Source organism: Dendrosporobacter quercicolus (assembly GCF_900104455.1).
Lineage (GTDB): Bacteria > Bacillota > Negativicutes > DSM-1736 > Dendrosporobacteraceae > Dendrosporobacter > Dendrosporobacter quercicolus.
This window is the reverse complement of the sequence record NZ_FNHB01000004.1, coordinates 81,542-105,077: the sequence shown is the minus strand read 5'-3', so window position 1 is coordinate 105,077 and position 23,536 is coordinate 81,542. Positions and strand designations below refer to the sequence as shown.

23 protein-coding genes and 1 other annotated feature are annotated in these 23,536 nt (G+C 49.0%); of the genes, 1 reads left to right on the top strand and 22 read right to left on the bottom strand.

What is annotated here, in order from left to right:
* Positions 1–5 precede the first annotated feature (5 nt).
* From iolC to BLR06_RS09755, 12 genes are all read right to left on the bottom strand, one after another.
* Positions 6–1,025, bottom strand: a complete 1,020-nt coding sequence (gene iolC, locus BLR06_RS09805) for a 5-dehydro-2-deoxygluconokinase (RefSeq protein WP_092072191.1) — start codon at positions 1,023–1,025, stop codon at positions 6–8.
* A gap of 13 nt (positions 1,026–1,038) precedes the next feature.
* On the bottom strand, positions 1,039–1,884 hold the full coding sequence (locus BLR06_RS09800) for a class II fructose-bisphosphate aldolase (RefSeq protein ID WP_092072188.1): 846 nt from the start codon (positions 1,882–1,884) through the stop codon (positions 1,039–1,041).
* A 577-nt stretch (positions 1,885–2,461) separates the two neighbouring features.
* Entirely contained in the window at positions 2,462–3,121 is a 660-nt protein-coding gene (locus BLR06_RS09795; protein ID WP_092072185.1) for a glycosyltransferase family protein, read from the bottom strand.
* Positions 3,111–4,829: a bifunctional glycosyltransferase family 2 protein/class I SAM-dependent methyltransferase gene (locus tag BLR06_RS09790; RefSeq protein ID WP_092072182.1), complete on the bottom strand. Its 1,719-nt coding sequence runs from the start codon at positions 4,827–4,829 to the stop codon at positions 3,111–3,113. The genes BLR06_RS09795 and BLR06_RS09790 overlap by 11 nt, the downstream gene beginning before the upstream one ends.
* 206 nt (positions 4,830–5,035) lie before the next feature.
* Positions 5,036–5,905 carry a DUF6612 family protein gene (locus BLR06_RS09785; RefSeq protein ID WP_092072179.1) on the bottom strand — a complete coding sequence of 290 codons (870 nt, stop codon included), beginning with the start codon at positions 5,903–5,905 and terminating at the stop codon, positions 5,036–5,038.
* A gap of 138 nt (positions 5,906–6,043) precedes the next feature.
* Entirely contained in the window at positions 6,044–8,461 is a 2,418-nt protein-coding gene (locus BLR06_RS09780) for a heavy metal translocating P-type ATPase (protein ID WP_281242280.1), read from the bottom strand.
* Positions 8,436–8,612: a hypothetical protein gene (locus BLR06_RS19535; protein WP_173812841.1), complete on the bottom strand. Its 177-nt coding sequence runs from the start codon at positions 8,610–8,612 to the stop codon at positions 8,436–8,438. Before BLR06_RS19535 ends, BLR06_RS09780 begins: the two co-directional genes overlap by 26 nt.
* A 21-nt stretch (positions 8,613–8,633) precedes the next feature.
* The gene (locus BLR06_RS09775) at positions 8,634–8,903 is read right to left on the bottom strand and encodes a metal-sensitive transcriptional regulator (protein WP_092072176.1); all 270 of its coding nucleotides are present in this window, start codon (positions 8,901–8,903) and stop codon (positions 8,634–8,636) included.
* Between the two features lie 195 nt (positions 8,904–9,098).
* Positions 9,099–9,377 carry a hypothetical protein gene (locus tag BLR06_RS09770; RefSeq protein ID WP_092072173.1) on the bottom strand — a complete coding sequence of 93 codons (279 nt, stop codon included), beginning with the start codon at positions 9,375–9,377 and terminating at the stop codon, positions 9,099–9,101.
* A 15-nt stretch (positions 9,378–9,392) separates the two neighbouring features.
* Positions 9,393–10,151 carry an amino acid ABC transporter ATP-binding protein gene (locus BLR06_RS09765; RefSeq protein WP_092072170.1) on the bottom strand — a complete coding sequence of 253 codons (759 nt, stop codon included), beginning with the start codon at positions 10,149–10,151 and terminating at the stop codon, positions 9,393–9,395.
* Between the two features lie 11 nt (positions 10,152–10,162).
* Complete coding sequence (locus BLR06_RS09760) at positions 10,163–10,816, bottom strand: amino acid ABC transporter permease (protein ID WP_092072168.1); 654 nt, start codon at positions 10,814–10,816, stop codon at positions 10,163–10,165.
* A 115-nt stretch (positions 10,817–10,931) separates the two neighbouring features.
* Positions 10,932–11,711: an amino acid ABC transporter substrate-binding protein gene (locus BLR06_RS09755; protein ID WP_092072165.1), complete on the bottom strand. Its 780-nt coding sequence runs from the start codon at positions 11,709–11,711 to the stop codon at positions 10,932–10,934.
* A gap of 305 nt (positions 11,712–12,016) precedes the next feature.
* Here BLR06_RS09755 and BLR06_RS09750 point away from each other — a divergent pair, with 305 nt between their 5' ends.
* On the top strand, positions 12,017–12,595 hold the full coding sequence (locus BLR06_RS09750) for a CatB-related O-acetyltransferase (protein ID WP_092072162.1): 579 nt from the start codon (positions 12,017–12,019) through the stop codon (positions 12,593–12,595).
* A gap of 216 nt (positions 12,596–12,811) precedes the next feature.
* On the opposite strand, the gene BLR06_RS09745 is transcribed toward BLR06_RS09750, so the two are convergent.
* The 10 genes from BLR06_RS09745 to BLR06_RS09700 form a co-directional block, all read right to left on the bottom strand.
* On the bottom strand, positions 12,812–14,020 hold the full coding sequence (locus BLR06_RS09745) for a cation:proton antiporter (RefSeq protein ID WP_092072159.1): 1,209 nt from the start codon (positions 14,018–14,020) through the stop codon (positions 12,812–12,814).
* A gap of 135 nt (positions 14,021–14,155) precedes the next feature.
* Complete coding sequence (locus BLR06_RS09740) at positions 14,156–14,647, bottom strand: cation:proton antiporter regulatory subunit (RefSeq protein ID WP_092072156.1); 492 nt, start codon at positions 14,645–14,647, stop codon at positions 14,156–14,158.
* A gap of 515 nt (positions 14,648–15,162) precedes the next feature.
* Positions 15,163–16,578, bottom strand: a complete 1,416-nt coding sequence (locus BLR06_RS09735) for an aldehyde dehydrogenase family protein (protein WP_092072153.1) — start codon at positions 16,576–16,578, stop codon at positions 15,163–15,165.
* Positions 16,579–16,837: 259 nt separating this feature from the next.
* On the bottom strand, positions 16,838–17,545 hold the full coding sequence (locus BLR06_RS09730) for an ABC transporter ATP-binding protein (protein ID WP_092072150.1): 708 nt from the start codon (positions 17,543–17,545) through the stop codon (positions 16,838–16,840).
* The gene (locus tag BLR06_RS09725) at positions 17,545–18,306 is read right to left on the bottom strand and encodes an ABC transporter ATP-binding protein (protein WP_092072147.1); all 762 of its coding nucleotides are present in this window, start codon (positions 18,304–18,306) and stop codon (positions 17,545–17,547) included. The genes BLR06_RS09730 and BLR06_RS09725 overlap by 1 nt, the downstream gene beginning before the upstream one ends.
* Positions 18,303–19,268 (bottom strand): branched-chain amino acid ABC transporter permease, encoded by a 966-nt coding sequence (locus BLR06_RS09720; protein ID WP_092072144.1) that lies wholly within the window; start codon positions 19,266–19,268, stop codon positions 18,303–18,305. The genes BLR06_RS09725 and BLR06_RS09720 overlap by 4 nt, the downstream gene beginning before the upstream one ends.
* 1 nt (position 19,269) lies before the next feature.
* Entirely contained in the window at positions 19,270–20,151 is an 882-nt protein-coding gene (locus BLR06_RS09715; RefSeq protein ID WP_092072141.1) for a branched-chain amino acid ABC transporter permease, read from the bottom strand.
* Positions 20,152–20,177: 26 nt separating this feature from the next.
* Entirely contained in the window at positions 20,178–21,332 is a 1,155-nt protein-coding gene (locus BLR06_RS09710) for an ABC transporter substrate-binding protein (RefSeq protein ID WP_092072139.1), read from the bottom strand.
* A gap of 99 nt (positions 21,333–21,431) precedes the next feature.
* Positions 21,432–21,665: a binding site (T-box leader), on the bottom strand.
* Positions 21,666–21,852: 187 nt separating this feature from the next.
* Positions 21,853–23,085, bottom strand: a complete 1,233-nt coding sequence (locus BLR06_RS09705) for an MFS transporter (RefSeq protein ID WP_245698112.1) — start codon at positions 23,083–23,085, stop codon at positions 21,853–21,855.
* The gene (locus BLR06_RS09700) at positions 23,072–23,509 is read right to left on the bottom strand and encodes a MarR family winged helix-turn-helix transcriptional regulator (protein ID WP_092072136.1); all 438 of its coding nucleotides are present in this window, start codon (positions 23,507–23,509) and stop codon (positions 23,072–23,074) included. The genes BLR06_RS09705 and BLR06_RS09700 overlap by 14 nt, the downstream gene beginning before the upstream one ends.
* Positions 23,510–23,536 lie beyond the last annotated feature (27 nt).

Below are 23,536 nucleotides of genomic sequence, written 5' to 3'. Positions count from 1 at the left end.
CAGACTTAACCCCGGGCAATCATTTCCCCATACTCCGCCTTTTTGGTTTTGATAAATTCCCGTACAGCCTCAAACGCCGGCATATCCTCAGAGCAGGCATGACTGGCAACCAGCATTGCGGCGGACGCGCTGCCAAATTCAAGGCAATCAATGATGTCCCAGTTTTCCAGTAAACCGCAAATGAAAGCCGAAGCATATCCGTCGCCGCCGCCAAAGCCCTTCAGGCTTTTTACCGGAAACGGCTTAATCGTAAAAGACTCGCCGTCAGCCGTATAAGCGGTAGAACCATCTTTGCCATGTTTTATGACGACAATTTGATTGCCGCAGGACAGCCAGTAATCCGCTGTAGTCCGGTCATCATTTTTCGCTGAAAAAAGCGTACTTTCCATCAGATCAAATTCTTCACGCGATCCCAGGAGGATGTCGCTTCTTCTGGCAACGATCGAATAGTAAAGGGCTATTTCTTCTTTATATTTCCAGGTATAACTGCGATAATCAAGATCAAAGACAACCTTAATATTGTGTTTTTTGGCATATTCCAGTGCCAGCAGCGTGGCTTCACGTGAAGGACTGGCCGCCAGGGCTGTTCCGGAAAGCAGCAGTATTTTGCTGTTTTTGATATAATCTTCGCTTACTTCAGTTGGGTTTAAAGATAAATCAGCGGCAAAATTCCGGTTCATTAAAATACTGCTTTGCGCAGGACTTAGTATTTCAGTAAAAGTCAGCCCAATAAACTCACCGTCGCCGGCAATACAAACCTGAGAAGTATCAATCCCTTCCTTCTCAAAAAAACCGGTGACAAATCTGCCCATCTGATCATTCGATACTTTACCGATAAAGCCCGCTTTTTTCCCCAGTCTGGCCATTCCAACAGCGATATTGGCCGGAGAGCCGCCCAGATATTTTTTAAACGTGGTGCTAGATTCCAACGGCTGATTTAAATCCACCGGATTAAAATCCACCGCGATTCTTCCAACACAGATAATATCAAACTTTTTGGACTGATCGAACGAAACCTTATGCATGACGCTCACACCTTTACGCTTTATTTTCACTTCTAAAAGCAAGAATGTGTTCTTTGGTATTTTGATATACGGCATTTACGGCGCATTGGGTGTAGTCGTAATAATTAAAGTCCGGTTTCTCTTTCGCCAGAATTTTAGTTTCAGCGGTAATCCGGTTAAGAGCCGCCGTCATCACATTAATTTTCCGAATGCCCAAATCAATGCATTTTCTGAAATCCTCAACCGTAATTCCCGAGCCGCCATGTAAAACCAATGCCGTTCCAACCACTTTATCCAATTTGGCCAAGCGGTCAAATTGCAGTTGCGGCGCGCTTTTATATACGCCATGAGCATTGCCGATTGCTACAGCCAGAGCATCGACCTTCGTTTCTTCATAAAAGCGCTGGGCATCCTCAACCGGAGTCGCCATTAACTCCAAATCTTCCGAGCCATCCTCGCTGCCGCCCACTTTTCCAATTTCCGCTTCGGCTGTAGCTCCATATTGCCAAGCCAGCCGGATGACCTGCTTGGTTGTTTCAATATTGTCCTGCAGCGATACTTTCGAACCGTCATACATGACCGAGGTAAAACCAAGATCCAGGGCATACTTAATTGTCGGTACCCTTAAGCCATGATCCAAATGCACAGCCACAGGTACGCTTGCCGCTCTCGCCGCACTCAGCATCATTGGACCGATCAGCGCCAGTGGGGCATAACCCAGCCGGCCCTCAGCAATCTGCAGCATCACCGGTGATTTTAATTCTTCAGCCGCCTTAATCGTTCCGATAATCATTTCCATATTCAATACGCTAAATGACCCTACGGCATAATTCTTTTCTTCCGCTTGCTTTAACATGTCCGTCATGTTGACAAGTGACATAAATGAACGTCCTCCAATTCATAATCTTCCCCTGCTTTTCTCCCGGCCAACCTTTCTGTCGCAAACCGCTTTAAAGGTCGCCCCGGCTCTTTCCAACAACCTGTTTTCCTTGAAGAAAATAAGCAATAACTTAATATTCTGCTTTTTCCGGATTAGCCAATACTGCGACAAGGGTCAACCGTCAATCTGCCAATCACTTCTCGCCCTTACTTTTCCGCTCCTTCGTTGTTGAAAACAGCCTGAAATATCCCTCCTTTCCGTTCTCAACATTTAACCAAAATATTACCAAAATTAAATGTTTGAATTGTTATTTTGGTTATATTTTGGTTATAATTTAGTTATATATTATAATTTTATAGGTATATTGTCAATCATTTTTATATTCAGAATATACCTTAAACATATTTTGCTGATAATAAGACAAAAAATGCATCGGCCGGAGAACATAAAAAAAAGACTTCTTGTACCAGAAGACTTTCCAATTGAGCTCCGGCCTAGTACTGTAAACGCATGAAAGCCGCTGCAGATGACTTTTCACTGGCAGCGGCTTTCATCAGTCCGGTCTCTGGCTCCATTCTCAATGCCCTAAATATTCCTTCACAAAGATTTCACGGTAGTGATGATAGTCATTATCCATCCTGGTGACGCCGCAGTCATGAATACACCATGCTTCCTCCTGCCTGGGTACAGCTACTTTATAATTCCGCCGGCGAAATTCGCCGCACTGGGATAAATCGTAACAATGCCAGCCGGTAAAAAGATCTTCCCGCCAGGGCAGGTCGTATTGGGTAGCCATCAGCAGGCCGTCCACACAATCAGTTTCGGCGTATTCCTGATCAATTGCCTGAAATGACAGCTTTTCCAGCCGGCCCCGGTGGCTATCATATACCTGGCCAAAGATCGTTTGGGCTTCCCACCATATGCCGTTTGGCGGAATTGACCGGCTGCCCACTACACCGATCAGGCCAATCGCCGGATTGGCAAAAATCGTCAGAATATCTTTGATAAAATGCCGGTTAACAATGAAAACGTCCTGATGCAAATACACCTTATACTTAGCATCGCTCCCGCGCATCCCCTGATTCAGCCCCCCGGCCATCGATACCGCATCCCGTACCGCGATCGTGTCAACCGTATACCCGTCGGGAACCTCGAGGCGATGGATATATAACAGACACTCCTGATACCATTCGTCGTTGTTTACGCAGGTAATAAAACTGATTGCTTTAGGATTCATGGTTAACCTCCGTTTTGTTCCGTCCAGCCGGATTTGCGCCCTTTAGAATATCTCTCAGACATTGCAGCCCGGTGTTCATACTGCCGGGACTAATGGCGTGAGCCAGATCCAGGATAGTCTGGGCATATTGCCTGTAGCCGTGCTTAATGCAGCCAAAGGTCAGCTTAAGCAAGCTTTCACCGGGATTCGTCAGACCAATCAGCGCGGCCTGGACAATTTGGTCAGGGCTGGCATGGCGGTTATCAAGATAGCTGAACAATACTTGTAGATTTTCTTCAGGCTGAATATTTTGCTCAATTCTGCGCAACAGGAAAATCAGCTTCTGCAACTCCATCACCGGGTGCGGCGTCAAAACTCCGGCCGCCGGCGCTTTGACGGCCTTAACCAAATACTGATACGCTCTGACCTGTTCGGATAATTGCGGATTTTTTGAAACTGCCGCCAACTGCTGAATAAAGGCCTGATCGGCCGCACTTTCATAAATTCTCAGCGGCAGGTATTGAATAATTCCATATTGGGCCTGATTAAACAGCTTGACAATTTCAGGCAGAGTAAAAAAGCGCAGGTGTGTCCGGTCAAGAATGCCGGCCTCTACATAATGCCAGTTGCCCTGCAGCAGGCTGCGCAGCACCGTGAAATGCGTCACATTGGGGATACTTGCCAGAATCTGTCCGTCTGCTTTTAGATAGGGCCGAAGATTGGCCAAGGCTTGCCAGGGATCTTTTAAATGCTCTAAAACATCAGCCAGAATGATATAATCGAAGTTTTCTTGGGGATAAGGCAAGCAGGTTTGTTCAACATCAGCGGCAATGACATCGGCGAATAAGCTGGCGCTTGCGGCTGCCTGCTCATTGAACTCAATCCCGGAGGTATCAGCCTGCGGGTAGATATTTTTTATCTGCAGCAAAGTACCGCCGCAGGCGCAGCCGATATCCAATACTTTGATCGGCTGGTCATGCGGTTTATCCATCAAGCTAATAATGTCATGCCTGATAAGGCTTGAATAAGTCGGATCAAAGCCCCACTTAGCCATAAATTTAGCGCGATTTTCAGCGGCGGCAACAAACGGTATGCTGCCGGCAGTATGAATAAAGGTATTTTTGCTCAACAACAGCTTATAACCTGCCAGCCGTATCCGGAAGGAGTAGTCATCGTCTTCAAACCCCAACGGTGAAAGGGTCTCATCAAAATAGCCCACTTTGTCAACAACTTCTTTTTTGATAAGCAGACAAAAATCCAGTAGTTTGAGTCTTTCCTCCCAATCCCGGGACATAACCTGATTATAAAATTGAGCAAAAACCTGCATTTCGGTCAAGTTTTGGTAATTGGCAGCGGCAGCCTGACCATTGCCGCCCTGGTTTGTCATTGGCCCCACTGCGCCGACCGCTGCGCTGCTGTACAAGCATTCCAGCAAATTGGTCAGCCAGTTTACAGTAACTACAGCATCATTTCTGAGCAGCAGGACCTGGTCGCCCGCCGCCTGCCGCATCCCCTGGTTGTACCCCTGGATAAAGCCAACCTTACGCTCATTATACAGTACCTGCAAATCCTCTTGCTGTGTCAGCCAATCAACCGTACCGTCAGTAGAGCCGGCGTCAACGATGATCAGCTCATACCCGCCTGCTGCGGTATAAGTACGGATGCTTTCAATGCATTGCCTGGTGTATTCCAGTTGATTATAAGTCAGAATGATAATACTTGTTTTCATAACCTGCCCCTAATCAGTTATTTGGGCGCTTAGTTCTTTCCGCGCAAATAAAAACGCCCTCTACACAATATGCAGGCAAAAATATTTTGGCGCCAGTTTGATCAGGGAAAATATTCAACGGCAAAAAGTCAGTGGACTGAAGCCTTGCCTTTCAGACTAAAACCTCCGTGTCAGGCAAGCCTGGCACGGAGGTTTTAGTTAAACACTTATTTTACCGCCGGTTCCTCAGCCTGTTTGGCCTCGGCTGGAATAACAATATTGCCGATACCGTTAAGCTGAGAAAAATCGGCGTCAACCACCAGCCGCATATTGCTGAAAACTTCCCTGATCAGCTGTTTTTGCTCCTCAGGCGTAGCGGGGGATTCCAGCAAAGTGCTGCTTAGGCGGGCCATGAGTTCGGTAAAATCCATGTGAACATTGATGATTGCGGCCGATTGCTTGTCAATGGTCAGCGTATAGTTAAAATCGCCGGCATTGGTCATGGCTTCCCGCAGTGCTTCCAGGCTTTGTCTGACCTTCTGATCCTTTATCCCGGCCGAGCCGATATAATGCTCCAGATTGCCGGCGGCGTAAGCGGCGTCAACGGTCACTGCAAAAATCAGGCTGCTGCCGTTTTCCCGCAAGAAAGTTACGTCTTTGATTGCTTTCAGATAGCCTTGGTATTCATTGGCCGGCTGCAGATACGGCATCACTTCTTTAAGCCACTGATGATCGATATTGGAATAAACGACAAGCTGGCTGCCTTCTTCCTGAAAATATTGCTCAATCTGTTGCTCAATTCTTTGCTCATCAATATACAGGGTAGCCTTCAGCATATTTTTCCCCAGCAGGGGCTTTAGGCGAATATCTCCTTCACTGGTGGTATAAGATTTTACCTTTTTCCCTTTTGCCTCCAGTTCCGCTAAAATATCGACCTTCATATGATAACTCTCCAGCTCTAAAAACTGCCGATAAGCTTGATCAACAGTTTTCCGGGCATCCAGTTCCGGTGCAGCAGCGCCGGCGGCACTGGCCGCGCCACCCTGCGCCATAATAAAAACAGCCAGCAGCAAGACGATACATTTGAACATTCGCATAAAAAAACTCCTTTGACAAAATAGTACCACAGGCAATTACATTCTTATCTGTAAATATTCCCATTATAATACCAAAATCCTGCCGGTTTGGCAGGATTTTGGTATTAGCCTTCAAAAACGAACGTCAGGCCGCTGTCATTAGGGTTGAAAACGTTTTAAACGCAACGCATTGATTACTACTGAAACAGAGCTGGACGCCATGGCCGCGCCAGCCAGCACCGGCGATAGATATCCGGCCGCCGCAATAGGAATGCCGACCGAATTATAGATGAGCGCCCAAAACAGATTTTGTTTGATGTTGCGCATGGTCGCCTTGCTTAACCTAATGGCTGCCACTACCCCCTGCAGGTCTCCCCGCATCAGCGTAATATCAGCCGCCTCGATGGCAACATCGGTTCCGGTTCCAATGGCAAAACCGACATCGGCTGTCGCCAGCGCCGGCGCGTCATTAATACCGTCTCCCACCATCGCCACGACCTTGCCTTCTTTTTTCAGCGCTTCTACTTTTTTCGCTTTATGCTCAGGCAGCACTTCGGACATGACATTTTGTACACCCACCTTGGCGGCGATGGCCCGGGCTGCCCGCTCATTGTCGCCGGTGATCAGCCAGACTTCGATCCCCAGCTGCTGCAATTCTGCTACGGCCTGCGCCGAACTGTCCTTTACCGTGTCAGCCACAGCAATCAGTCCCGCAATTGCCTGCTCAACCGCCAGCAGCATGACTGTTTTACCCTGCTGTTCAAGTTGTTCAATTTTGGCCAGCTCCGCTTCAATTGCGATATTGTTTTCCCGCATTAGTTTACGGGTTCCAACGAATATATTCCGTCCGCCGATACTCGCTTTTACCCCCTGTCCGGGGATAGCGGTAAAGTCTTGCGCCTCCGCTGCTGCAAGCCCCTGCTCCCGGCTGTATTTAACGATAGCCTGGGCCAGTGGATGCTCGGACTGTTTTTCGGCCTGGGCCGCGATTGTTAAAACGTCCTGCCTGGAAAGCGCGCCTACAGCGATAATATCGGTAACTTCGGGCTGGCCTTTGGTGATGGTCCCCGTCTTATCTAAAACAATAGTGGTTAAACGATGGGCGTTTTCGAGATGTTCTGCGCCTTTGATCAGTATGCCATGCTCCGCCCCTTTGCCGGTGCCCACCATAATTGAAGTCGGTGTGGCCAGACCCAGGGCGCACGGGCAGGCGATTACCATGACAGCGGTAAAGTTGACCAGGGCACGGGAGAAGTTGCCCGGATCAAAGATAAAATACCAGGCGGCAAAAGTTAACACGGCCAGACTTACGACACTGGGCACAAAATAGCCGGAAACAATGTCGGCAAAACGCTGGATAGGCGCTTTCGAGCCTTGCGCCTCTTCGACAATTTTTACAATCTGGGCAAGGGCAGTGTCCTTGCCTACTTTGGTGGCTTGAAATTTAAAGGAGCCAAATTTATTGATGGTCGCTCCCGCCACTTGGTCGCCGGCCTTCTTGTCCACTGGAACACTTTCTCCTGTCAGCATTGATTCATCCAGGGTCGAGGTTCCTTCGATAATAATCCCGTCCACCGGTACCTTCTCGCCCGGCCGCACGATGATGATGTCACCGGCCTGAACGTCCTCAACCGGCACTTCAGCTTCTCCATCGCTACGAACTACCCGGGCTGTTTTGGCCTGCAGGCCCATCAAAGCCTTAATGGCCTCTGATGTTCGTCCTTTGGCGGTTGCTTCAAGCAATTTACCCAGTATAATCAGTGTAATAAGTATCGCAGAGGTTTCAAAGTATAAATGAGGGTCGCCGGTAATGACATTGGCAATACTATAGAAATAGGCCGCCGACGTTCCCATCGCCACCAATACATCCATATTGGCGCTGCCATTCTTTAAAGCCGCATAGGCTCCGCGGTAAAACGGCCAGCCGGCCACAAACTGGACCGGAGTCGCCAGCGCCAGCTGGACATAAGGGTTCATTAACGCGTGGCTGACTGATCCCATAATGCCCAGGGAATGGAAAATCATGGCCCCTAACAGCGGCAGGGACAATACCGCCGAGAAGATAAGGCGGAAGCGCTGACTGCGAATTTCCTCCTGCCGGACCTTTTTTTCCCGGTCGACTTCACTGGCATCGGCGATATTATGCGCTTCAAACCCGATCCGCCGCACTCTTTCCTGCAGCTCACCGACAGTTAACGCACCGGCGCTGTATTCAACAGCAGCTTTTTCGGCAGCAAAATTGACGGTAGCGCGATAAACGCCGGGCATTGACCGCAGGCTTTTCTCCACCCTGGCCGCACAGGCGGCGCAGCTCATGCCGGAAATTTTAAATTCCGCTTTATCGGCTACCACCTGGAAGCCCAGCTTCCCGATTTTCTCGCCAATATCACTTAACTTCAGCTTAGCCGGATCAAAAGTAATTCCGGCCTTTTCCGCGGCAAAATTTACTGTCGCCAGCTCTACCCCGTCCAGGCGCGCCAAACCTTTCTCGATTCTGGCAGCGCAGGCGGCGCAGGACATTCCCGCTATTTTCAGATTAACTGTGGTGCTTTTACCACTGGTTCCCTGACTGCTCACAGTCCTCACATCCTTCTGTAACATCAGCACAATCCGCATTGCCCCGGACCGGTGAATGACGAATTTTTATTCCAGCAGGCCTCTTTGCATTGCCAAACAGCGGCAGCCGCCGCTTGCCCGCCTGACCAAAACCGGTTTCATTGTTCTTCATTGAAGGCCCCAAAACTGCCGTTTATTTGTTGAATTGTTTTAACACATCCATAAATTCATCAATACTTTGCTCCGCCCGGTCTTCTTTGATGGCTGTCACAATGCAGCTTTTGGCATGGCTCTCCAGAATAAGCAGCGCGACCTTGTTCAGGGCGGCGCGGGCCGCCAGAATTTGCTGCAAGATATCAACACAATAACGCCCGTCCTCCACCATCTTGTCAATACCGTTAATTTGGCCGGAGACCTTCCTTAATCGCTGGCATAAATCTGCTTTCTCTTTCGCTGTTAACACAGGCTCATCCTCCATTCATACTATACCCCGGTATAGTATATAAGTAGTATAGATCAATAAAACCGGCAAGTCAATATTTAATGCCCATCAGATAGCCTATCCCGGCAGGGGCCGGACAATACGAAGAGGCTTATCGCAAAAATGCATAAGCCTCTTCGTATTTAGACGCCGGCTGCAGTAATTGGAATGACCAGCTTATTGACTGACAATCCGGACAAACTTAACTGCAAAGCATTCTTTTATTACTGGCAGGAACCGGCCGGTCAAAACCGAACGGTACATTTCTTTTTTGGTAATCAGCAACAAATGGTCATCGACCTTTTTTAGGGCGCTGAGAGAATTAATATATTTTTCGAAATCGCTTGCCCCCATGGCCTGTAGCAAATGATTCAGGGCGGCGGACAATTGCGGCGCTTCCCGGGCAATCCGCTCCTGCAGCGGTGAAAACGGCACAGAATACCTGGTTGTTTCCATCTTTCAGCCTCCTGTCTATAACATACTGTCAAGAAATGCTTTGGTCCGGTCATGCTGAGGCTTGCCAAACAACTGCTCCGGCGTCCCGCTTTCGACAATTTCGCCATTGTCCATAAAAATGACCCGGTGGGCAACCTCACGGGCAAAAGCCATCTCATGCGTGACCACCAGCATGGTCATATGCTCCTGAGCAAGCTGCCGCATGGCCTTTAAGACCTCGCCGGTCAGTTCTGGATCAAGCGCCGAGGTCGGTTCATCGAACAACATAATATCCGGCTTCATCGCCAAAGCTCTGGCGATGGCTACCCGCTGTTTTTGGCCGCCGGACAGTCTGGAGGGATAGTTATCCCGCTTTTCCGCTAAGCCAACCTTACGCAACAGTTCTTCAGCTTCGGGAATGATGATTTCCCGCCTGATTCCTTTGACGATCATTGGCGCTTCAATAATATTATCCAGCACGGTCATATGGGGAAATAAATTAAACTGCTGAAATACCATCCCCATTTTATGGCAGATTGCGCGGGCTTTATCCTCACGCGCATATTGGCAGCCCCCGTCGGCGGTTTCAGTCGCCAGAATTTCTCCTTCTATTTCAATACAGCCTTGATCAATGGTTTCCAGGCGGTTTAGGCAGCGCAGCAGCGTACTTTTTCCCGAGCCGGACGGACCAATGATGGCCACAACTTCACCTTGGCCGACTTGCAGGTCAATTCCTTTTAAAACCTCAAGATTGTTAAAACTTTTACGGATATTTTTTAAACAAATCATGTTCATTTCCTTCACTCCTACTCATCATATGCTGCATAGCGTTTCTCCAGTTTATTAAAAAACCAGGTAAGCACTAACGTCATCATCAGGTAAAATATCCCGGCAATGATAAATGGAGTCATATCAAAATCACGCTGAACAATTGTTCTGGCCGTTCTAAGCAAATCATTCATCGCCAGCACATAAATTAAAGAAGTGTCTTTGACCAGCGTAATTGTTTCATTGCTAATCGGCGGCAGCACCCGCTTGATCATCTGGGGCAGAATAATTCTTTTCATCGTCTGCACATAGGTCATTCCCAGGGCCTTCCCGGCCTCATACTGCCCCCGTTCAATCGATTGAATGCCGGCGCGGAAGATTTCAGCGAAATAGGCGGCGTAATTAAAAACAAAAGCAAGCAATGCCGCTGGAAAATCCGGCAGCCGCACCCCAATATAAGGGATCAGGGGCAACGCATAATAGACAAACAGGAGCTGCAGCATCAACGGCGTTCCCCGCATCAGCCAGATATATACTTCCACCAGAAAACTCAGCGGCTTGATCCCGGACAGCCGGGCTAATGCCGCCAGCAGCCCTAACGGCAGGGATAGCGCCAAAGTGATAAAAAACATTTGCAGGGTTACACCTGCGCCTGCCAGCATCGGCTCAAGCATGGCAAGGATTGTTTCCATTTCTAAATCTCCTCTGCTTTTCATTGAGGCTCAACTGCATATCCTGCAACAGCCTTAGTAAACTGCACTCCGGACAAATGAGAAGGCTAATGGACGAACCATCAGCCTCTTTAGCTTACTTAACAATATCTTCGCCAAACCACTGTTTTGATATTTTGGCGGAAGTTCCGTCTTTTTTCATCTCATCCAGAATGGCCTGAACCTTATCCCGCAATTTCTTATCTTCTTTTCTAAACCCAACGCCATAAACGCCGACTTCGCCCAGCGGCTGGTCAATTGCTACATACTGACCGGCTTCTTTGGACAGATAATAGCGCCCCAGAATTTCATCTGTAATCACGGCATCCAGCCGGCCGGTCTTAAGATCCATAAAGGCGGCAATAAAATCTGGATATTGTTTAAAGTCTTTCAGGGAGTTTTTAAGCTGGACGTCCTTGGTCACCACTTCTTCTGCAATGCTGGCCTGCTGGACGCCGACCGCTTTACCGGCCAGATCGGCCGCACTCTTAATTGGCGAACCTGCCAGCACAAAGATCAGCTGCTTGCTTTCCATATACGGTTCGCTGAACAACACATTTTTCTTGCGCTCCTCCGTAATGTTCATCCCGTTCCAGAGGGCATCAATGCGTTTACCATTCAATTCAGCCTCTTTACTGCTCCAGTCAATGGCCTTGAATTCTACCTCCAGGCCCAGTCTTTTGGCCGCTTCTCTGGCCATATCCACATCAAAGCCGACAATATTATTTTTTTCATCCCTAAAACCCATTGGCGGGAAGCTGTCATCCAGCCCAATGACAATTTTCTTCGGCGCCGGCGCTTTGGTCTCGGTACTGCCACAGCCTGCCAGCAGTCCAAGCATCATCACGGATAATACCAAGGCAATTATTTTTTTCATTTACAAAATCCCCCACTTTTAAAAAATCATTTTAGACCAGTTAAATATTATTTTACTTTAATACACTAAAATAATAAAATGCTGAATCAGTGCTATTATTACCGGTTATGCTCTACTTTTCTTGGACTAGCTTTGATAAGCTCACTATTTTATTACCTTTCATTTAGCGGTGAACATATAAGAAATTGACGCTGCAATTCCTGCGAAAATAAACATGTAACGATAAATGGGCCGGCAAAGTAATATATTGTACAGAGAACGAGTTGGTTCAAACATTGGTGCAACAAAATGAAGGAGGCTGAAACATGGAGTTTTATTGCAAGGATAATCCTGCCTATGCCGCCTATTCGATTGGCGACTGGACCTATGGCAATCCGCAGGTATTGTCATGGGGCGAAGCCGCAACCCTGACAATCGGGAAATTTTGCTCAATTGCCGACGGAGTGGTGATCATGCTGGGCGGAGAACATTGCGCAGACTGGGTTACGACCTATCCGTTCAGTGTTTTATTTCCCGAAGCCGCCCATATTGCCGGGCATCCGAAAACCAAAGGCAATGTTGCCATCGGCAATGATGTGTGGTTAGGCAGAAACGCGCTTATTCTGTCGGGAGTTACCATTCACGACGGAGCGGTGATTGGCGCAGGGAGCATCATTACCAAAGACGTTGCTCCCTATTCCATTGTTGCCGGCAATCCCGCCCGTCATATGAAATACCGCTTTGACCAACCAACCATTAACCGACTGTTGGAAATTCAATGGTGGAATTGGCCGCTGCCTAAAATCATCGCCGAATTTCCCCGGCTGCTGGCAAAACCGACCGCTGACTTTCTTGCTCCGGCCGGTCCCTTAAACAGCCCTGATCCTTGCACCTGCAAGGACTAGTGTCTTGACCGCCCTAACCCAGTGAGTACTGACGGGTCTAGTTTAGATTGGCGCAGTATGAGTGAGACCGTCACGCCGCAAAGGGTGCAGAAACGAAAAAAAGCGCCGGCAGCCGCCGGATTCCGGAGGGCGCCGGCGGCTGCCGGTCAAGACAGTAGTAGAGCATCAACCTTAATTCTGTGGATACTGCTGCCCAGTCTTAAGGTTGATGCTCTACTAGGAAGGCTGCTTTTCCGTTTTGGACCCTTGTGTAAGTTTACTCGTCCAACCATAAATTCTCTTTGATTCCTTGGTCAGCATTGGGCCTAAAACAGCTAGAATCAGCACATACAGTACCGCATAGGACTGAACTACCGGCAACAGTCCGCCGGCCTTGCCGATGTTAGCCATAATAATCGAAAACTCGCCCCGTGAAACCAGAGTAAAGCCAATATTATACGAGGCGCGGGTTGAAACGCCGGCAACACGGCCGGCAACCATTCCTGAGATAAAATTGCAGCCAATGGTAAGCAGCACGCCGATAACGGCAATACCGACAGCCCCGCTCAGCGTAGACGGATCAATATTCAGTCCAAAGCTGAAAAAAAACATTGCGCCAAAAAAATCACGGAACGGCACGATCATATGCTCAATACGCTTTACATGCACCGATTCGGCCAGCACCATCCCGACCATCAAGGCCCCGATGGCTTCAGCAACATGTACCGTTTCGGAGAATCCGGCAACCAGGAATAAGACCGCCAAAATAAGCAGCAAAAACAGTTCGGCGGAACCAATATTTAAATATTTATTAATTAAATGAATATATTTTCGTCCGACGAAGAGAAAGAACAAAATAAATCCCAATGCGGCCATTGTAGTACCGATGATCCCGGATATAGACGTAGCGCCGCTTAACAGCAATCCTGACAGCAGTGACATGTGAACGGCAATAAACAAATCGTCAAACATAATCATTCCCATAATGATTTCGGTTTCCGGATTGGCGGTCCGCTTCAAATCGACCAGAACTTTCGCAACGATCGCCGTTGATGAGCTGGTCATAATTCCGCAGATGACCAGAGTTTCCTTAAGCGGAAAGCCCATCATCCAGCCAAGCAGTAGGCCGGAAATAAAATTGAGGGTAATATAGCAGGCCCCGCCAGTCACAATTGATTTGCCTGATTTCAGCAACCGGCTGACGGAAAATTCCAAGCCGAGATAAAACAGTAAAAACAATACGCCCAGGCGGCCCAGAAAATCTATGTATTCCGCACTTTCACCAAATCGTAAATCAATAATGCCAAAATGAGGCGCATGCGGCCCTACAATCATTCCAACCAGAATATAAAATGGAATTACCGAAAAACGGATTTTTGCGGAAACCAAACCTACTAATGAAACCAAAGCTACGGCCAACCCCAATTGAAAAATGACTATATCCATCTGTTCCCTCCCTGAATGTTAGTGATATCCCCATGAGCTTAGATTATAATGCAGACAAGTACTTTTCATACCCGCCACAGTACATAAACGGCGGCCTTTTAGGTCAGCCGGTCATTTTTTTGCTGGCCGCCGGCATCAGCTGCCATGCAGCAAAATTTCTTTTAGCTTCTTCAGCTGCTTCCGCTCGCCGACAATGACCAGCAGAGACTTTTCTCTGAATTTATAGTCCGGTCCCGGGTTGACATGCTTACGATTGTCAGGTTCGATAACTGCAATGATGGTAGCGCCGGTCGCCTGCCGCACATTAATTTCACCAATTGTCCGGCCGATACAATAAGCCGGCGAGTCAATTTTGTACCATTCGATATTTAAATCATTCAGAGCGACATCAATTGTTTCCAGAGCTTTCGGCTGATAGTTCATGCCGCCAATCAAGCCGGCAACCTGCCGGGCTTCACTGTCATCCAGAGTAACCACCGATATAATTTCATCAGGGTCGTCAGCCTCGAAATGGTATAAGTCACGCCTGCCGTCATCATGCACAATAATGACCAGTTTATCTCCGCTACGGGCGTCAAGCTGAAACTTATGTCCAATTCCTGGCAATACAGTTTCCCGAATTGTCATGAGTATACCTCCCAAAAAAAGTTAATGATAATGTTCGGCAACTGCTTTATCATATCCCGAAAATTGATGTTTTTATGCAAAAATAACACAAGCATAGTTCCCAAACCAGCTATTCAAGAGCAATTCGGCAATCAATTCCCACATAAATGCAGTGCAGCTTTTTCAGCTAAATTTTACTATTTACAATTAATAATATCACATTTTATAGACTTTTGCGGCATTTTTATTGCCCTATATTCAATTAGCATCTAATTTCTTGATCTTTTATTCATTAATAAATATACATCATCTAAACATGTTTATAAGAATAATTTAGCTATAAAAAGCAAACTCATCTTCACCTGCATAAAACCAGTGCCCGGAACGGATTTTTATACAAATATTTTTGCTGCGAAAGATTTCCCGCCCGGAACAGGCAGGGGCTGTCTGTAAATAAGCTTACAGACAGCCCCTTAGCCCTTTAGTATTTCCCGGGCAGCGCCCTGCGGGACTGCCGGCTGGATTTATGCCGTTGTTTAAGCAAAGACAATTAATTTTTCCTCAGTCATTTCTTTTACCGTATACTGCGGTCCTTCCTTGCCAAGACCGCTCTCTTTAATTCCGCCATAGGGCATATTGTCGGTGCGAAAGGTTGCCCCGTCATTGATCATGACGCCGCCAACCGCAATCTTCATTGCGCAGCTTTTAACGACATTGACCGAATTTGTAAACACACCGGCCTGCAAACCGTAGGTCGAGTCATTGACCAAAGCTATGGCTTCACTAATCTCTTGATAAGGCACGATAGAAAAAAGCGGAGCAAAAGCTTCCTGACGTATTACTTTCATCTCAGGCTGAACATCGGTCAAAATGGTTGGCTCAAGCCATGCCTTGTGTCTTTTGCCGCCTGTCAAAACTTTAGCGCCATGCGCCACAGCCTCTTCAACCCAGGCTTCAGCGCGCGCCGCTTCCTGCTCACTAATCATTGGGCCGATATCAGTGGCGGCGTCCAGCGGATCGCCAACCTTTAATTGTTGCGCAAAAGCTACTGCCTGATCGCAAAAATCCTGGTAAACGCTTTGGTGAACATAAACCCGCTGGCAGGAAATGCAAACCTGGCCGGCATTGGCAAATGCATACCGGACACACATTTCGGCGGCAGCTTTAATATCGGTATCATGATGTACGATATTGGCTGAATTGGAACCAAGCTCCAGGGCTACCCGGCGCATTCCGGTATTTTTCGCCAGGCTTTTGCCAACAGCCGGACTACCGGTAAAGCTGTAGAAATTAATCCGTTGATCCTCGGTCAGGAACCGGCCGAGCTGCGAACCCGAACCGGTAACCAGATTCAGATAACCGGCAGGCAAACCGGCTTCGGCCAAAATTTCGCATAACATGACGGCCGATAACGGTGTAGCTGTCGCCGGCTTATAAATGACTGCATTGCCGGCGGCGAGAGCCGGACCAATCTTGTGGCACGCCAAATTCAGCGGAAAGTTAAATGGCGTTATGGCGCAAACAACGCCTACCGGTACTCTCAGCGTAAAGGCCCAGCGGCTGCCGCAGCCGGAGCTGCCCTGTAAAGGCACCATTTCACCGGTCATCCGTTTGGCTTCCTCCGCTGAAAGTAAAAGCGTCTGCTCCGCCCGGCTGACTTCCGCTAGAGCTTCTTTCATTGGTTTGCCCACCTCTGCGCATAGCAGCTGCGCCAGCTTCTGCTGATCTCTGATCAGCAGCCGGCTGGCTTTCATTAGAATTTCATAACGGCGGTAAGGTTCAACCTGAACTGTTTGATAGGCGTGTACTGCAGCGTCTACAGCCGCGGTAACCTCGCGTTTCCCGGCAACTGAAATTGCGCCCAGGCTTTGTCCGGTAGCTTTATTGGCGACAACATGCTTTTCAGCGGTTAACAGCCATTCTCCATTAATAAATAAACCATATTCGCGCATTTTCGGCCTCCTAAATATCTTGCATCATTTTACAACCAACGCCGGGGCTGGTACAGAATGCCTGCGGCAGGCCGGAGCGCCGCCGCTAAACAAAAAAAACGCCCGGCAGGTTATACTCCCCCTGCGTAAGCGTCGTTGCTTGCAAGCAAATCTGTGATTACCATAATAACATTGAAATAAATATTCGTCTACATTCAAAATGCACAAAATAAGAGAACCTTATTTTGTGCATTCATTACAACAAAGTCTTACGTCCAGTCTATTTCCGCCCGCCCAGATAGGCTTCCATCACTTTGGGATTGGCGGATACCTCAGCAGCACTGCCTTCCAGAACAATCCGTCCGATTTCCATAACATAAGCGTAATGGGCTATCTTCAAGGCCTGCCGGACATTTTGCTCCACCAGCAAAATGGTCGTTCCGTCATTGCTGATCTCCTGAATCACCCGGAAAATATCCGCTACGATCAGTGGAGCCAGCCCCATTGACGGTTCATCCAGCAATAACAGTTTCGGCCGGGCCATCAACGCCCGGCCGATCGCCAGCATTTGCTGTTGACCACCGGATAAAGTCCCCCCCAGCTGTTGTTGCCGTTCTTCCAAAATAGGAAAGCGGGCAAAAACTTTGGCCAGATCGCTGCCCACCGCCTGGTCTTTACGCAGATAAGCCCCCATTTCCAAATTCTCCAGCACCGTCATTTGGGCCAGAATACTGCGGCCTTCCGGCACCAGGGAAATCCCCTGCCGCACAACCTCGTGCACAGACCAGCCGGTAATCTCCCGGTCTTCAAATAAAATCCGCCCGGCGCTCGGCCGCACCAGTCCCATAACTGTTTTCATCGCAGTCGTCTTACCGGCGCCATTCGCTCCGATCAAGGACACGATTGCTCCGGCCGGTACCGACAAATCAATGGACTTTAATGCTTTGATACTACCATAACCGGCAACTAACTGTTTAATTTGGAGCATCATTCGTCCTCCTTGCCCAAGTAAGCTTCGATTACTGCCGGATTGGCCTGGATCTCGGCAGGGCGGCCTTCAGCAATTTTCTGGCCAAAATTCAACACTACAATCCGGTCGCAGATGGTCATCATCAATTGAATGTCATGCTCAATAAGAATAACGCCTTTACCCAATTGCCGGATCTTGCCGATAAGAAGCTTGAGGTCGCCGGTTTCGCTCTCGTTCATCCCCGCCGCCGGCTCATCCAGCAACATAAGCTGCGGATCGGAAGCAAGCGCTCGCGCAATTTCCAAACGCCGCTGCAGGCCATACGGCAAAGCCCCGGCGATGACGCCGTGCTCAGCTGCAACGCCGGTCATTTCCAGCATGGCTTCGGCTTTTTCCCTGATTGCCTTTTCTTCGCGGCGCTGGGCCGGCGTACGCCACAGCCCTTGCCAGAGAGCGGCATCCGACCGGCAGTGTGCGCCAACCATGACATTCTCCAATACCGATAAATTGCCGAATAAACGAATATTTTGAAAGGTACGGGCAATTCCCATAGCAGTAATCTTATGCGGCTTAATACCGGCAAGCGACTGTCCCAGGAACTGAATCACGCCGGCGCTCGGGGTCATAACACCGGTGATCAGATTAAACAACGTCGTTTTTCCTGCTCCATTCGGCCCGATTACCCCCAGAATTTCACCGCGGTTAACCTGAAAGCTGACGCCGGATAATGCGGCCAGCCCGCCAAAATTCTTACCGACTTTTTCAAGGTTCAGCATCATCGAGCCGGCCTCCTGTCTGCTTTTTCTCCAGCCGGAGCCAGTCGTGACCGCCAAAAGCGCAAGGTGTCTTCACTGATCAGCCCCTGCGGCCGGAAGATCATCATAATGACTAAAACACCGCCATAAATCATCTCCCGGTATTCGGCTACCGCCCGCAACAGTTCAGGCAGCAGTGTCAGAATGGCCGAACCCAGCAACGGCCCCCAAATGACATTGCCGCCGCCCAGCACGGCAAACAGCAGTATCTCTACAGCCCGGTGATAAGAAAAATCCTTAGGCCCAATATAGAAAGTAATATGAGCTGCTAAGGCGCCGGCAATACCGGCGACAAACGCCCCGATAAAAAAAGCCAGCAATTTATATTGCACGGTGTTAACTCCTGAAACTTCGGCGGCGTGTTCATCATCCTTGATGGCGGCAAACGCCCGCCCCAGACGGGAATGACGCAGCCTGAGCGCAAAAAAGACCAAAAAAATCACGAGCAATAAAAGCAGCGCCAGAATGACAAGATTGCCGAGCTGCTGTACGCCGATTGCTCCCAAGCCGTCGCGCAGGCCAACGGCGGCCAGCAGCTTGCCGGTTTGAACGCTAAGCGAGGGGATGCCGGAAAGCCCCAGCGCGCCATTGGTGATTTTCAGATTTAAAATAATCACCCGTACGACTTCACCAAACCCCAGAGTGGCAATGGCTAAATAAATCCCCTGCAGGCGGGTTGCCGGAATACCAATGACTGCAGCCATTAAACAGGCCGCGATTCCCCCGGCGGGGATTGACAGATAAAGCGGCAGCCCGGCCTTTAAGGCCAGCAGAGCCGAGGTATAGGCGCCAACGCTCATAAAACCGGCATTGCCCAGCGATAGCTGCCCGGTAGACAGGGTAAAATATATACTAATTCCCAGGATGGCATTAATCATCATAAACATTGCAATTTGCAGATAATAGGGGTTCAATAACTGCTCCATCCTACCGTCCTCCTTGGGCCGGACTACTGCCGAAAAGCCCCTGCGGCCGAATAAACAGCAGCACCATAATCAAACCGAAGGCAACAGCTTCACGGTATGAGGACTCGCCGTAAGCAACACTGAACACTTCGGCCACGCCCAGCAGCAATCCTCCGACCATCGCGCCCGTTATATTGCCCAAGCCGCCCAGAATGAGCACTGCCAGGCCTTTAAAGCCCATAGATATGCCCATCGTCGGTTCGACAGCGTTAAAGGCCAGGCCTACCAGTACGCCGGCCACGGCCCCCAGCCCCGAGGCCAGCATAACAGTCATGACAATCACTCTGCCGGTATTTACGCCAAGCAGACCGGCGGTTTCAATGTTTTCGGCCGTTGCCCGGATGGATTTGCCCAGTTTGGTTTTTGCCAGCCAAAAGCGCAAAACCGCCATCAGCGCAAAAGAAACGCCTAAAATGACGATTTGAATCATTGAAATTTTCAACGTTCCCAGCTCAAATAATTGCCCCGAAAGGAGCGGCGGAAAAGACTGGGCCTGGGGGCCAAACACCTTCAAAGCCAGGCTTTCCAGGAATATTGAAACGCCAATGGTGCTAATGAGCGGCGCCAGATGGGAAACTTCCCGGCGGCGCAGCGGCCGCAGCGCCACCCGTTCCAATAAAAAACCCAGGATGGCGCCGGCGATCATCGCTCCGGCCAAAGCGGTAAAAATACCGGCATTAAACTTCATAACAAGCATCAAGCCGACAAAAGCCCCAATCATAAAAATTTCGCCATGAGCCATATTGACAATGTTGAGAACGCCAAAAATCAACGTATAGCCCAAAGCGATAATCGCATAGGTACTGCCTAAAGTGAGGCCGTTGACCACTTGCTGCAGAAACATTCCTGCCCACTCCTCTCGTGTTGCTGTTATTTTAATTCGGTAAATACGCCGTCTTTAACCAGCAGTACCGTTACATCCATGGCCGGATTGCGGCTTTCGTCAAAAGCAAACCTGCCGGTAACGCCATGAAAATCTTTTACTGCGGCCAGACTGTCGCGGACTTTTCCGGCATCCGTACCGGCGCCCGCTTTCTCCAGCGCGTCGGCAATGATAAAGAGGGCATCATAAGCCTGGGCCGCAAATTGATCCGGCTCTTGATGATATTTGGCCTTGTATGCGGCTATGAAATTTTTGACGATGGCGTCGTCCTTGCCGGGATACCAGGGACTGGCTACAATTGCTCCTTCGGCTGCACTGCCGGCCGCTTTAATAAGCTGCGGTGAATTAAACCCGTTGTTCCCGACAACCGGTACATTCAGGCCAATCTCCCTGGCTTTTTTCAGAATAAGCGCGGCTTCCTGATAAAGACCGGCTACCATGACGGCATCGGGCTTTAACGAGGCGATTTTGGTCAGTTGGGCCGAAAAATCAGTATCCTTATCGGCAAAGGTTTCTGTTGTGACAATCTCCATGCCGCCCTCCTGAATCGCTTTGACAAAAGTTTTGTAGCCCGAAACAGCAAAATCGTTATTATTGGAGTACATTACAGCCACTCTTTTCAGGCCAAACTTTTCCTGCGCTTTTCTTACAGCCGGCGGGATAGCCAGCGATTCCGGCAATGAATTGCGAAACACGGTATTGCCTATTTCAGTAATTCCCTCAGCCGTTGTCGATGTGCCCATAATGGATACGCCCGCCTGGCTGGCGATCGGCCCCACGGCAAACATTTCACCGCTCAGCGTCGGCCCGACAATGGCAACAACATTGTCTTTATGAATCAGTTTGTTTGCGGCGTTAATGGCTTCATTTTTCTCACCTTTGGAATCTTCAATAATCAGTTCGATTTTCACTTTGCCCTTGGCGTTGATTTCATCACGCGCCAGTTCCAGCCCCTGGCGGATAGCTGCCCCATAAGCAGCGCCGCCGCCGCTCAGATAGGAAATCACCCCGATTTTAGCCGCCCCGCCGCCTGATGAGCCGCTGGGCGCCGTTGAACCGCCGCAGCCGGCGGCTGCAGCAGTAAACAGCACTGCCAGCGCTGCGGCTCCCCATTTCTTCATTGATTTACCAATTCTAACCATAGCCATACCTCCACAAATTCCTAAATTTTCCGGTGTCTTTGTACCGCCGGGACTCACTCTTAAACAACAAAAAACCCCCTACTGAACAGTTTGCTGTTCAGTAGGGGCGATGTCCGCGGTACCACCCTACATTATACTCCTGCACCCGGCTTGGCCGGACACTCTCTTTAACGCCGAGCAACGCTTAACCCTAATGCCGCTTAATCTACAGTATGCAGCATTCAGGCCAAGAGTTCATGGGTGAGTTCGATCATAGCGCCTGCACCGGCTTGCACCATCCGCCGGCTCTCTGGGCAGGGCCGCTATTGCCTTAATCCCAATCATTACTTTTATTATGCATAGTGAAAAATCCTAAGATATGTTATCTATTATTACAGCACCTTAGTATTTTGTCAAGGTGCATTTAAGTAAAAAAAGTGTTAACTTGTAATCTCCTTCACCGCCCTGTGCGGCTATGCCGGTGAACAGCGGCTTTAGGCCGAGGCTGCGGCTGTTGTTGAGCTTTTCCGCAAGCCCTTCTTCAGGCTCCCGGTTTCCCCTTCGTCCTGAACAGCTTTTGGGCCAAAACATGATAAACGGCAATAGTCAGCCCGACCACCGCCGCGGCAAACAAATACATGCCGCGATATCCGCTGTATTCAACCACCATGCTAAGAACAAAAGAGCCGATACCCACGCTGATATCCAAAGCGAAAAAGAAAGTAGCCGTGGCCACGCCCGCCCGGTGACGGGGAGACACTTGAATTGCCAAAGTCTGAAAAACAGGACCCAGTGCCCCAAAACCAATACCGAGAATGCCTCCGGCCGTTAAAAAGCCGGCAACTCCCTGAACCTGGCTTAAACCGATTAATCCAAGCATAAACAGCAACAGTCCGGGATAAACAACAGTATTGGCCCCAAAATGATCAAACAGCTTCCCCACAAGCGGACGGCTTACTACAATAAACAAAGCAAACACAGCAAAAAACACACTGGTATATGCCGTTAAATCAAGTAATTTAGTATATAAAGGAATAAAAACCAGCACCCCTGTATAAGCAAAAAACAATAAACCGCCCAATAACGCCATGGGTAAGGCGCGAGGTTCGATAAAATTGTCCCAGGTCAGCTTCCGGTTCGTTTGCTGCGGATTTTCCCTTTCGGGAAGATTATTTAAACGGCGGCTGCCGAACCAGAAAGCCAGGAGAGCCAAAACAGCGCAGCCGGCGAATAACAGGCCGGATGAATAATAGGAAATAATCGCCAGGCTTAAGAACGGACCAAGCACCATCGCCAGATTGGCAAACATGGCAAAGTATCCAATTCCCTCGCCTTTGCGCTGCTCCGGCAGAGTCAGCGCCGCCAGCGTTGCCGCCGCAGTGGTTCCTATTGCGAATACGGCCCCGTGGAGCAATCGTACCAGCAGTAGAAAATACAGTCCGTCCGCCAATAAGTACATCAGACTGACCAGCAAAAAAACGCCCAGCGATATCCGCATTATTTTCTGTTTATCAAATGCATCAATCCACGTGCCGGCCAACGGGCGGCAAATTACGGCGCCAACCTGAAAAAAGGTCATTGACAAACCTGCCTGCCAGTCATTGCCGTGGAGATTCTCAATAACAAAAACCGGCAGGGCGACAATCATGGCATAATGGGTCATATACTGAAAAAAGCTGCTTAAACTTATTCCTAAGAAGGCCTGTGTCCACAAGGCTTGTTTCTGTACAAATTCCACCTCGTATTCCATCATTTTGCGGTTACTCATCTTCATCACCGCTTCTTTGCTCCACCGCGGTTTCACCGACTTTTTTAATCAGGCTTACCAGCAGCTTTCTCTCCGGGTCTGAAAATTCCTTGGTTAAAAAAGCCGTCCACTCATCCTCAATCCGGATAATTTCCCGATAAATATATTTGGCTTTTTCAGTAGGATACAAACGGATTGTGCGCTTATCTTTTTTGTTAGGCCCTTTAGTGATAAAACCGGCTTTTTCCAACTGACCCAAAGCTCTCGTAACATTGCTTTTATTAATATAACTAATCGCCTGCAGCTTGTCCTGGGTAATTCCTTCGTTTTCACAAATGCACAGAATATACATATGCTGGCTGCTATTAATGCCCAGCCGGCCGAATTGTTTATTCAAATACATTTTATTGAATCTGTCGGCAATAGAAATCCACTTAATTAATTCGTTCATTCAAATCCTCCATTTGTTGCTCCCGCA